We start from the raw sequence: 13305 nt of genomic DNA, 5'->3' as shown, positions 1-13305 counted from the left end.
TCAGAAAAATAGCTATTATCAAAAACAAACAATATGTCAAATCTCACATAAGATGTTTTTGGGATGTGAAAGGTTGCGTGTTCGTTCAAAATAGTTAAAACGAAAAGAGACAGGTCAAAATTTGCCTGCCTCATTTTCGGTAATGTTGCTTGTGTTTCCGGTTATTCCAATTCCCGGCGGTTATATTATTCAAAATAGTTGATATACCAGTTATTTTCGTCGAGTAACAGATTGTAAATTTCCTGCTGTTTGCCTTCCGGATATTTTTCTGATACAATTTCGGCCAGAAAAGAAGGATCATTTCGGCGTTTAGCCACGCGCATCAGGTCATAAAACCGTTCTCCTTCAAAAGCCAGTTCACGGGCCCGTTCCTCGAGCAGTTGCTCTTCCAAGTAAAGTTGTTTTGCTTCCAGGCTACCTGTCAAATCAATATAATCGAGTACTTTATTATTGAACGGATCATGCACATAATTGATGTTTCCCACACTAATTTTATCGAATTGATCGGCAAAACCAACGCGGCCTCTCACGCCCATCTGTTCCCTGCTATCAGAAATTTCGTAGTATCTGCCGTCATTCGCAATGTCAAGTGCCTGTGTAGTAAATGTACTTACTCCGCCGCTACGCTCAAAAGCCCACCACGTGTAAACTTCGGCCAGCCACAAATGAATTCCGGCTGCACGGTAAACTATAAAGTTGGCATCCTGGTCAAATACATTTTTGTAAAATGAATATTTCCAAACAACAGTATCGGCACCGGCAGTAATGAGGTTTGCAGTTTTAAAATCATCTTCTGATTTTAAATAGAGTGCAGAAAACACTTGATTCGGATTGATTGGTTCGCCATTAATAGTATAAGCGTAGGAAACGCCATAACCGCGATAAAAATCACCGGGCAACCCTTTTTGGTTCAGCCTTGTGCGCGATGGATTTGCATTGTTAACATTCAACGAATAATTATCCCACAGGGTTTCCCACTTCAACACTGCCTGCCGTGTGGGTTTTAGCATGTATTGATGTGGCTCGCGCGGATCGAATATACTTTGGAAATTATTCTGTTGAAAGTTGGATTTATTAAACCAGAGTGTGAAAATGTGTTCCCGGTTATCAATATTGATGAAAATATTTCTCCAATTGTCAAATGAGAAACTTGCATCTAACTGGTATCGGTAATTATCAGTTGAAAGCCTTGTGATTTTTTCAAAATAAGTAGCCGCTTTTTTCAAATCGCCCTGGGTTAGGAACATGTGGCCAAGCAAGGCATTTCTGGCATGTTCATTCCAGATTGAAACTTCCCAGGTATTATCGTTATTATCGATATAATGATTCACCCCCACTGCTTTCAGTTTCGTTTCCAGCTCGTTGGTAAAATAATCGATAACCAGGTCCTGATCGTAGTACTGTTTTTCAAGGGTAACGGGCTCCTGATAAATTGTATCGTTATAATAACCATCCCGGGCAAAAATAATATGCACGCTATCGATATAAGGTTCGTTTGAAGCCAGGAAGTTTTCCACTTCGTCAATAGTAGTAAGCGATTCATGAATAAAAGGTACTTTCCCGTAAATTCGAACTGCATTGAAATAGGCCCAGGCCCTCATACAGAGCGCTTCGCCATAAAGTCTGTCGTAATTTGTAACCGGACTGTTCTGGTCCAACACTTCGGGGTGTTGCTCCTCCAGTACGCGTAAGAACCTGTTGCTGGCCGATATAAGTTTGAAAAAGTTTGTTGGCGAAGCGTATTTATTTTCTTTTGATATATTGAAATTATAGATTTCAATCATATCAGCATCGGCATTGGGGGTAATAGTGAGTAAATCGGCACGCAGCTCTCCTAAAATAACAATCTGCTCCACCAGTTTCTGTTGCAGCCCGTAGAGTCCCATTTCTGCCGAACGGTATTCATACCAATCATCGAACAATTTGTCTTCCGTAATATTCACCTCCTGTTCCGGATTCAGAAAATCTTTACAGGAAGAGAAAACAAATACCGATGCTAAAAAAGCAAAAACAATAGCCGAATATTTTTTCAAATTTCTCATGTCAAACAAAAATAATTGGTTATAAACCTAATTTAATTCCCACAATAAACTGCCTGGGCTGTGGTGTTAGTCCATAGTCAATACCTTGCTCCATTTGTGTAAACGAATAGGCAAATTCAGGGTCGTACCCCAGATAATTGGAGAAGGTAAACAGGTTACTTGCCGAAACATAAAACTGCGCATTCCTGAAGGATAAAAACTCATCAGGGATGGTATAACTCAACGAAATATTTTTCACCCGCAAGTACGAACCATCTTCTATCCAGCGTGATGAAAAGGCTGTGTTGCCTATAGGGTCGTTCCATAATGCGCGCGGAACGTTGGTTTCCTGTCCTTCATACTGCCAGCGGGTTAACACATTTGTACTCTGATTTTCAAGTCCGTCCATACTTTCATTCTGATAGCGTACGTAGTTGAAAACTTCGTTGCCATATACAAATTGCAGGAATGCGTTCAATTCCCAGCGTTTATATGTGAATGTATTGCTCAATCCGCCAAAATATTCCGGTAACGATGAGCCCAATACTGTTTTATCGTAATTGTTGATAATTCCGTCGGGTGTGCCGTTGGGGCCCGATAAATCAGCAAACCGGACATCTCCCCCCTGGTAAGGCATTAAGCGTTCATTAACAAGATTGTCATTTATGGCATCTTCGGTTGTAGTGTAAACCCCTTCAAAAATATAACCATAGAAGCTGTTGGCCTGCTCTCCCGGCATATTTACAATTTCGGCTCCTGGAATCGATGTAACCAGCTTGTCGCCTTTAATTTCGAGTACTTCATTTTTTACAACAGAAAGTGAAGTTTGTATATCCCAGTTAAAGGCCGGACGGTCAATAATTCGGTAAAACATTCCGAAATCGATTCCGTTGTTCTGCATTTTACCTCCGTTTTCAGGGCGGAAATCATAACCGAAGTAGGCATCGAGCGGAGAATAAATCAACATGTTATTGGTAACCGACTGGTAAACATCTATGCTTGTAACAAACCGCTCACCCCATAACGAGATATCGAGGCCAGCGTTCAACTGATCAACAGTTTCGTAGGTAAGCTCATCGTTGGGTACCACTGCCGGATAAAGCCCAACCGTTTCGCGGAATTTAACCGCATTGTAATAGTTTGTGGCATTGGATTCGCCAATATCGTCATTCCCTGATTTTCCGTAAGATAATCGTAGTTTCAATTCTTCAAGCCATGCTGCATTTCTGAGAAATGGTTCGCCCGACAATCTCCAGGCAACACCTCCGGCATAAAAAACACCAAACGGAATATCAGCCAGTTTAAGGGTATTGGCTGCATTGTCGCCAATTCTCGACGACCCATCGATGGAAAGTGAGGCAGAGGCAAGGTAACGATCCTTATAACTATAAGTTAAATTCTCATATAACGACACCCAGTTCCAGTTACGATTGGTACCACCTATTTCGCGCAGGCTATTGGTTCCGTCCTGTAGCATCCGGTACTGATCGTTTTCATGCGCATTTTTAGTTAACCCCCAGTCAAACTCATAATCGGTTGTCATTATATTGATTCCTGTGTTTGAAGTCAAATAATGGTCGCTGCCAAATGCTTTGTCAAATTTCAGGTAGGTATTGTTATAAAATGAAGAGAGACTGTTGTTGGCTCCCTTGGAAACATTAATCGCTTCTTTATTGTAATAAAGTTCCATCCCCTTGTTGGGCATAAAAATCAATTCTTTGAGTACATTATAAGTCAGCCCGAAATTGGAATTGAGCACCAGGTTTTCTTTCAGGCTGGCTTCGAATCCAAGCGTAGAAATAAAATGAAAATTACTGTTACTTGCTTCATAATTATCGATAACTGCCTGCGGGTTACTCACTCCAAGTTCGTCAACCGGAGCCAGTGTTATCAACTCTTTGCCTTCTTCATCATATTGAAAGGGATTTAACATTGGCGATTTTCCGAGGCTGGTTAAAATGGGGTTGGTTTGCGCTACTTTTCCCGACTCTTTCAGTTCCGAGAGGTTGTAACTCAAGGAAACTCCTGCATTCATTTTCAGCCACTGAAAAATATTCAGTAAACTTACAAACCGGAGGTTATACCCGTCGTAACCGGTAGTTTTAATTATACCATCGGCATTCATATAACCAAAAGAAAGCCCGTAACGGGCAATTTCGTCGCCTCCCTTTACATTTATATTCAGGTTAGAGAAAAATGCATTGTTGAAAATAATATCCTGCCATTTGGTATTATGCTGATAATCAACCCAGCGTTCGCTCGTTTCTTTAAGAAAGAGGTTGGGATATTCTTGTCGTATCCATTCTTCCTCTCTGCCTGAAGAAAACAGCACTTCACTGACCAGGGTTTTGTGTTGCCCCGCATTCAACTGAGGTATTTGATTTGAGGGAGCAAGAGAATAGCCGCTGCGTAAATCAAGATCAATAACTGTTTGTGTGGCACTCGGATCGAGTGTTTCAATAATAACAAGTCCGTTTGATGCTTTTGACCCGTAAGCAGCAGTTAACAACGGATCTTTTACTACAGTTGCTTTCGAGATATTTAAATTATTTACAGCCAAAAGCGGGTTATAAGAATATCCATCGAGGTTTGAACCAAAAACGCCCATTGAGGCCATGGGAATGCCATCAACAACATACAACGGCTGGTTTGATGCATTCAGCGAGTTAATTCCGCGCATCAGTGTAAAAGCACCACTGCCCGGGTCGCCCGAGCGGTTGGTTACGTGTAACCCGGGCACTCGCCCCTGCATAAACTGATCAATAGATAATGCGGGCTCTCTTTTAATCTGATCGGTATTCAGCACCGAAAAAGAAGAAATCATGTTACGTTTCAGCCTCACCTGGTTAAGTACAGAAATCGGATCGTTACCGGCTGATAAGTCAGTTCCTGTTAAATAAATCACCAATTCATCCCGTTCCCCCAGATAAACCCTTTTGCTTTTATAATCACCGGAAGGTTCCACATTTAACCATATATTTTGGCTAACCACTTTTAGTGTAAATTCGCCGGCTTCATCGGATATTGACGGCAACTGAAATGAACCTTCAATTCCAACGGCAACATTGGGGACCGGCTCGCCTGCACTGTTTATCACTTTTCCGCTCACCGACAGTGTATCCTGTGCCTGAACAGAAAAGAGGCCCAAAGCAAACACCAACGCCCCCAAAAGGGCACACTTTTTAAAAATAGAGTATATTACCTGGTTTGTCATGCTGCTGAAACTTTGCTTATTGTATTTTGTTGCCGCAGGTGAAAAATAATCCTCCGTTACGGAAACAATTGTCGTTTCTGAATTAATGCGCTTCATTACAAACAATTTGTTGTAACTGTTAATAAAAGTTGCTATGCTGAATGTTTTTTTCATTCGTTTTAGTATTCTAATTCTTTTCAAAGGTTTAGTTCTGCTTATTCAAAAGGAATAAAATCGATGTAATCAATTACTAATCCGTTCGAAGAAATTCCACTTCCCGGTCCTTTATATTCTATCCTGACTTTTGGCCTGCTGTATTCTTCCACATTGTCAACCAACACATCAAAACTGTTAAAACGGCCTTTGGGAATATAACGTTTGCCCGGAATAACACTTGGCATTACACCTCTGTATCTTATAAAATCATAATAATCAAATGTTCTTACCAATTCATCATTTACATATATGTCGTAAACCCCGCCAATATCCATGTGGGTAGCAATTTCCATAGCATATTTCCGGGGAAATACGCTGTGTGTTTTAAACTCAACAGAATAGCTACCTGAATAGCCTCTTGGAAACAATATTCTTATAATACTGTCATTTGAAGCGGTATTGATATATTCCTGAAGTGGCGTAAAAATCTGGTCGGCAACTACATTAACGTTTTCATACCATGCGTACCGGTTAAGTCCGGTTTCGTCGAGCAGCAATTCAGCCTCATACTTTGAGGAACTGTTGTAGAGCGAATCGGGAATTGAAAAACTTTCGTAATTGTAGGCATACCCGTTACTGCAAATACTTTTATCAACCGGCGTATATAAAATCTGAATACTATCGCCAAGGATGTTCTGCAGTTTCAGTGTATCTTCTTCTGTTTCCCAAATAAATTCCTCGGGTTCAATCATATTAAGAAAAACGCCCTGTTCGAGCAGGTGGGGCATTAGGATATCATGTTGCCATTCGATTGGAATACTGCTGTAGTCATTATAACCCGGAATGTTCATATCCTGGGCCATAACGGTTAACGCCTCTTCGTAATCTTCTTTCTGCGGAAAAACAAAAGTGGCCGTATAATTCCTTGATTCCAAACTCACCGGAAAATACTCAGCTTCAAAAAGATTGTAAACGATATTTACTGAATCGTAAACTGTATTTCCATCATCATCAAAGCCAATTGGTTTGCTTCGCTCACGGTCGAGAATAATCGAATCCTGGCTGTCGATATAATCGCGGAGAACGGGGTTATTGACTTTATAAAATTCATATAAGTTAGGAAGCGGTTTGGCCACTTCTTCGAGGACGAAATATTTTCCGTTATTGTAAAGCGGGCTTTCATTTTTCAGAGCAATTCCATCGAGTGTTGTTTGTGTGCCTTCCCTTTCAAACAGAGCATACTTTGTGGATAACGTTTGCACTTTTCGTTTTCCTTCAATGCTGGCAGATTGAATAAAGTGCGTAACAATATGATAATTCAGTAGTGTGGTGTCCGCTTCATTCAGGCTCAGATATTGAGCTAAGGCATCATTTGATGGTACAAAAAGAGTATATGGAATATCAGACTGAAAAAGTGTATCGTATTGGAATTCCTTCAACAAATTAATAAAATCAGCTATTTCCGGATCATTACTCATTGCTTCCCAAACATTTTGGTCAACTGTTTCGGGATACACATTAAAATGATCGTCCCACTCTTTTGTGCATGATGCCAAAAGTAAAATGGAAAAAACCGTATATATACCTAATTTCAACTTCATTTTTTATCCTGTTAATTATTCTGGTATTTCAAAACGTATATAATCCCATAAAAATCTTCCCGGGATCAAAGGCCGTATTTCAACTTTATGTCTTGCATAACTTTTAAAATCAACTGTTCCGAGTTCAATTTGCTGAAACGGGTTGTCCTGATCGCCCAATGTGGTAAGGTCAACCAGGCTGCCAATTTTTTTATCATCGATATAAACTTCCACCAGTGCATTATCCTCGTTATAAGCCTCGGCTCCAAGCATTACAGTATATTTCCCGGCAACAATCTGGGGTGTTGTGTAGGAAATAATAAAGTCACCATCAATAACCAGATAATCGTTATTCCACGCATTGGTAATTTCCTCACCCTCTTCTTTTATAATTTCGTAGGACAAATCAGCCCCCGTCCATTCAATGGAGTTCAGCGCATCCTGATTTTCAATGACAAAGTTTCCTTCACCTTCCTGGTAATAAGAATAAATCAGTGACTCTTCCATAAACTGGAAGGTTACATCAGTTTTTGAGGGTGCATGCTGTTTCATTACCTGGTCGATAAAATGGATAGCGCCGCTTTGGGTAATGATATTACTCTCGTCGTATTTAAATCCAATATAGTCGATAAAAGTTGAATCGCCCTGGTAAACAATAGTATCAAAGACTTCTTTTCCGGGGTTAATTTCTATTTCGAGGCCCCGCCCATTAATGTTAAGCGGAATTTCTGATAATGTGTTGTAGTTGGTATTTTCGTCCGTATAGTCATCTAAAAAATACATCCCCTGTAAAAAATGATAGGAAACATAATTGTAAAGCCTGTTGGATGAATTCGTGAAGTCATTGTCATCAGGACTGATAACGGCAATAAGAGCATCCACTGAATTTATGCCTGCTTTTTGGTAAATTGAATCGGGTTCAGCCAAAACAGTTACCGGTTGCCTGCCTTCTTCCTCTCTCGTGTTGAAATCAATGGCTGCCTGCAACCCGGTAATATCAACAGCCTGTTTAAAGATTGAATATTCAGCATTTTGTTCTAGCCACTGATAGGTGGTTAACGTGATTGGTTTTAAGGCCGTTTCAAGCTCGTGGACAAAACCGTTAGAAGTCTCGATATTGGGAAACTTAACAGCGGCCTGGTTATTAATTTTATAATACGAAGTATCGGTTTCAATTACAAAGCCAACAGTAAGGAAATCGCCCGATAAGGTGGGCTCAGCAAAAGCCCCGAACGGAAAATCGTTGGAATGATAATCTTTATTAACCACGTGGTACCTGCTGAAAGATGCTGCATACTCTTCCTCATTCAGAATATCGCCAACAGAAGAGAACTGGTTGTTTTCGTTAATGAAGCGGTTAATGGCATCGTTATCGGGTGCAAATAAAGTATAACCAGTTCCATCAGGATTATAAGCACTTAAGGTTTTCAGGATATTACCTTTTTCCAAAATTGAAATGAAACTGGAATACTCCTCTTCGTTTTCCATCAGGTAATCGTAGATGGTAAGCCGTTCCAAATCTTCAAAGGCAGCTTCCAGTTCTTTTTCGACACACGAAAAACTAACTGCTGCCATTACTATTATGGCCAGGTATGCTAATTTCTTCATTTTAAAAATCATAATACGGATTTTGAACCAAATTTCTATTACGCTCAATTTCATTTTCGTACACCGGCAAATACCAACCTAACGGATTGGTAAGTTTTGCGGCAAGTATCCTCTTCTGCGTTGAAGGCACATTGCTGATAATTATCTCAACAAGTTTACTTTTTCGTCCGTAATTATTTCGGCGCCCCATGCGGAGAAGGTCGAACCAGCGTTTTCCTTCGTAGGCAAACTCCAGCGCTCTTTCTTCAAGAATGGCATCTTCGAACGCAACCCGGTTAAAGGCAGGTGCTATGGGCTGAACACTTGCCCTGACCCTGATTTCGTTAATAATTGTAAGTGCTTCGTTGTACCGTTCAAGTTGTGCCAATGCTTCGGCTTTCATAAGCAGCACATCGGCCAGGCGGTAAACAATCCAGTTGGCACTGTATTGATCAGCCCCGGCACGTACCGATAATCCGTCGGGTGATCGCCCCACGTATTTCCAAATTATAAAATCATCTTCGCCAATTTTGGCAATGGTAGCGCCCTGCCCTCTCACAATTTCTTTGGCATACTCGCTGCCAAACATTTCAACAGCTTTTTGGCTGGGATCGTACTGGTTACTGTTCTGCTCGGTCAATCCGAATGTTCCGTTGCGTTGATTCCGGTTGCCATCGAACTGAAATTCAAAAATACTTTCGAGTGAATTCCCCGGAGAGAAAAGCTGGAACCATCTCGAGCTTGGCATCAATTCCAGGTTTTCGTTTAGTTCAATCTTCTGCACATGAGTCAGCACTTCTTCATACTGAAAACGCCACAGCGCAATATCAGCAAGCAGTGCATCGAATGCGGCTTTTGAGGCCCTTCCTTTGTTTTCGGCAATTGTGGGGAAACTTTCGGAGGGTGCAAAATCTCGGTTGGCTTTCAGGTCGCTGGCAATTTGTTCCAACACTTCCTCTTCGGGCGATTGTGGAAGATAAAAATCAGCATCATCACTTTCTGAGGGTTCAAGCACCAAAGGGACATCTTTGTACAACCGAACCAGGTAAAAATAGCTTAAACTTCTCAGAAAATAAGCCTCGGCCATTAAACTCTTCAGTTGAAAATCGGTAAATGTATTGTCAATTTCTTTAACCTCCGGCGCATTTTTAATGACTTCATTACAATAGTTAATCACCTGATAAAAAGTTTCCCAGTTACTAAAACCATTATCGGGATAGATGTTACTTTCCATGATATTTTGCTCGCCTGATGATTGCTGTACATCGCGCTGCAACAAATCAGCCCGCAACTCACCGTACAAAAACAGGTTCCGGTCCATGGAGCCAAAAGTTTCGTATGCTGCCATTAAAACAGCTTCAACATCTTCCTTTGCATTCCAGAATTCATCCCTGATTAGCCCGCTGGGAGGAATAAGATCCAGCCAGTCGTTGCAAGAGAACTGCATGAAAACCAACAGGGTTAGCAGAAAATATTTTACTTTTGATATCATATCCTTAATTCATTTTTTTAGAAACCGATTCCAATACTAAATGTATATACTTTAGGTGGAGGTGTACGTGCATAGTCCACACCAATCCAAAACGGGTTGCTGGCATCTTGTCCAACTTCTGGGTCCTGCCCTGAGTAGTTGGTAAAAGTAAGCAGCTTTCGGGCACTCAATGTAAAACTGGCTCTTCTAATTCCCAGCTTATTACAAAGTTCCTGACTCAATTGGTACCCGATTTTCATATTGTTTAACCTTAAATAATCACCTTTTTCTACGTAACGGTCGGAACCGAGGTTGTTTGCCGGATGATTCATATAAGCGCGTGGCAAAATTCCTTCTTCATCCTGCCCCTGGATTCTCCAGCGCCTGAGCACTGCTTTACTTTGATTGTCGCGATTATTCATACCCTCGGTTTGACTGGCAATTCCGTTAATAATATCGAACCCAACGCGATAATGGAAATTGACAGAAAAATCGAAATTTTTATATTTCACATTCGTACCAAAACCACCAATAAAGTCCGGGTTGGAGTCACCAATATAAACCACATCGCTCAGGTCAATTTTGCCATCATGGTTAATATCTTCATATTTGGGGTCACCACCTTTAAATATGTACGTATTGGTATATTGCATAGGTATGGGCCTGCCTTCGTTGTCGAGTAATACATTTCCGTCAGCATCGTGCGCCACGGCATCTTCGTCGCTGGCATAAACACCCAGATACCTGAACCCAAAGAATGAACCGATAGGTTCTCCTTCCTGCACAAGCTGCGGATATTGCTCATTACCGATAGAGGTGGAACGTTCGGTATTGAAATTCTCAGGAAGCTTGTTAAATGAGTTTATATTTTGCGAGGTGTTGAAATTAACAGACACGAACCAGTCTTTGGTACGAACCAATCGGGCATCGACCATCAGCTCCCAGCCTGTATTGGTCATCTCACCTGCATTTAGATATTTCAGCCCGGAATACCCCGAAGAGGTTGGAATCTGGTAGTAATCAGCCGCATTTGTTCCACCAAATAATATATCACTTGTAACCTTCTGATAGACATCACCCTCCAAATATAGACGTTCATCAAAAAGGTTGAACTCTGCCCCTATATCGTAAGAAGTAATGGTTTCCCAGCGCAAATTGCTCAATTGAATACTTGTTGGAGCAACTGCGGGGTTCAGAATGTAGCTACCTGTTCCGGTTGATTCATACGTAGCAAAGCGGGCATATACATCCTGGGGTTGCCGTCCCGATACTCCCCAGCTGGCACGCAACATACTTTCGCCTAAAAAATCGAGGCCACTCAAAAATGGTTCACCGGAAAACCGCCATCCGAGCGAAACTCCTTTAAAAAGCCCCCACCGGTTATTGATACCGAATGAAGAGTGTGCATCGGCACGGAGGATAGTTTGAACCATGTAACGGTCGCGGTATTTGTAGTTTATATTACCGGCACCACTTATCAGGCGATTTTCGCCCGACCCTGTTCCAATCCAGTTAATTTGCGGGTCAATAGCCGGATCTTTAATATCCACACTGGGTGTTTTGTTTCCCTGCAGGTTCATCCATTCGTAGCCCGACTGGTCGGTAATCCAGGTTAATGCCCCTGACAAACCATGGTCTTCATTCTGAAACGGTGAACTAAAAGCGAGCTGAGATTCGGTACGTATTGAATTGTTCAGGTTGTTGCTTTCTTCTGCTTTATTAATATTCCATTGTAACCAGTCGGCCCCGATAGCATTGTAGGGCAAATAATTTTTCGATTTTGAACCTTCGTACTGAAAAGAAATTGTTTCGCGGAAAGTAAGCCAGTCGTTAATCCTGTACTGAAGCATAAAGGTATTTTCAAGCCGGTTCATCACGCGGTCGTTCATTCCCAGGTTGGCAACTGCCACCGGATTAAAATAAGTTACACCATCACCCTGGTAGCTGTTAATCGGGGTAAAATACTCCCCTGTATAACGGCCCAAATAATCGCGTTCCCAAACACTCATGTTGGGCGCTTTTATATAAGCCATTTCCCTCACATTCCTTGGGCGCCAGTGATTACCTTGTATTGAAACATTGCCATCGATGGCATTGTTGATGTAATTAAATTTCACCTGGAAAAGCAGGTTACGCGAAAGGAAATAGTCGAGGTTAATACGCGTTGAGAAACGTTGTGAGCGTGTACCTATTGTAGTACCGGTTTCATCCACATAACTAAACGAGGTAAAGTACCTTGTTTTTTCGCCACCGCCCGAAATACTGAAATAGTGGTCGTGAGTTTTGCCATTCTGGGTAATCTGGCCTATCCAGTCGGTGTTGGCCGAATAGTTATAAAAGTCAGCATAATCTCTGTCGTAAGCAATTTCCGGAGGAATATCAAAAGCTCCCTGGCTGTTGTGCCATTCTTCCAGCTGAAGCATAATATACTCGTCGCCGTTAAGCATTGGAATTGGAGGTGGCTGCACGTTTTGGTTGAATTTATACTGATAATCGAACTGCACTTTTCCCATTCGCCCTTTTTTGGTTTCGATGAGCAAAACGCCATCGGCACCACGCGAACCATAAACAGCGGTAGAGGCCGCATCTTTGAGTACTTCGATTGATTTTATATCCTGCAAAGCAATGTTAATGAGGTTACTGATATCTTCTGTATCGGCAGAACTGAGGTCAAAATCTGTAGTTACCCGAAACTGGGGAATTCCGTCGATAACAATAAGTGGCTGGCTGTTTCCCATTGAACTCAGCCCGCGTATTACGAGTTGCGATCCAGAGCCCGGGTCGCCCGATGCACTGATAATATCCAGCCCCGAAACTTTACCCTGCAAAGCATCAGCAGCTGAAATCATACCCACATCCTGCATATCCATTAAATCGACTTTAACCGAGGAGGAAGCTTTGTCCCGATCTTCAATATTGGTTAAACCTCCGGTTGATTTTGATTCGGCTGTAACCGTAACTTCACCCAATGCCACATCGGAAGCTTCAAGCTCAACCATAATGTTTTTGGTAGGATCAACTTCAATTTCCTGAGATTTATAGCCGATAACACTCACGCGGACAACGTTGCCGGGGTCATTCATTTCAAGGACAAAATCGCCATTTACATTGGTAATGGTGCCGTTTACTACCCTTTCTTCACTGTCGTATTCCACAATGTTGGCCCCAATAATGGTAGTATTATCCGATTTATCGATAACCCTTCCCCTGATTATTGTTTTTTCCTGAGCTGTTGCAGCAAAGAAAGCAAATAGTGCAACGATAAAAATTATGGCAGTTCTGATGTTTTTCATTTCG

At 41.6% G+C, this 13305-nt stretch carries 6 protein-coding genes; all 6 read right to left on the bottom strand.

Annotated elements, in window-relative coordinates; genetic code table 11:
• Positions 1 to 185: 185 nt before the first annotated feature.
• The 6 genes from BUC07_RS05560 to BUC07_RS05535 are packed head-to-tail and all read right to left on the bottom strand — an operon-like array spanning position 186 to position 13301.
• Positions 186 to 2042 (bottom strand): RagB/SusD family nutrient uptake outer membrane protein, encoded by a 1857-nt coding sequence (locus tag BUC07_RS05560; RefSeq protein WP_073166842.1) that lies wholly within the window; start codon positions 2040 to 2042, stop codon positions 186 to 188.
• Positions 2043 to 2061: 19 nt separating this feature from the next.
• Positions 2062 to 5388: a SusC/RagA family TonB-linked outer membrane protein gene (locus tag BUC07_RS05555; protein ID WP_073166838.1), complete on the bottom strand. Its 3327-nt coding sequence runs from the start codon at positions 5386 to 5388 to the stop codon at positions 2062 to 2064.
• A gap of 41 nt (positions 5389 to 5429) precedes the next feature.
• Positions 5430 to 6971 (bottom strand): fasciclin domain-containing protein, encoded by a 1542-nt coding sequence (locus BUC07_RS05550; RefSeq protein ID WP_073166835.1) that lies wholly within the window; start codon positions 6969 to 6971, stop codon positions 5430 to 5432.
• A gap of 15 nt (positions 6972 to 6986) precedes the next feature.
• Positions 6987 to 8558 carry a fasciclin domain-containing protein gene (locus tag BUC07_RS05545; protein ID WP_175552469.1) on the bottom strand — a complete coding sequence of 524 codons (1572 nt, stop codon included), beginning with the start codon at positions 8556 to 8558 and terminating at the stop codon, positions 6987 to 6989.
• A 1-nt stretch (position 8559) separates the two neighbouring features.
• Positions 8560 to 10029: a RagB/SusD family nutrient uptake outer membrane protein gene (locus tag BUC07_RS05540; RefSeq protein ID WP_083578115.1), complete on the bottom strand. Its 1470-nt coding sequence runs from the start codon at positions 10027 to 10029 to the stop codon at positions 8560 to 8562.
• A 17-nt stretch (positions 10030 to 10046) separates the two neighbouring features.
• Positions 10047 to 13301: a SusC/RagA family TonB-linked outer membrane protein gene (locus tag BUC07_RS05535; protein WP_073166828.1), complete on the bottom strand. Its 3255-nt coding sequence runs from the start codon at positions 13299 to 13301 to the stop codon at positions 10047 to 10049.
• Positions 13302 to 13305: the final 4 nt, after the last annotated feature.

Source organism: Tangfeifania diversioriginum, from assembly GCF_900141875.1.
In the GTDB taxonomy this organism is placed as follows: domain Bacteria; phylum Bacteroidota; class Bacteroidia; order Bacteroidales; family Prolixibacteraceae; genus Tangfeifania; species Tangfeifania diversioriginum.
Note: the sequence above shows the minus strand (reverse complement) of the source record. Positions and strands in the feature narration are given on the sequence as shown.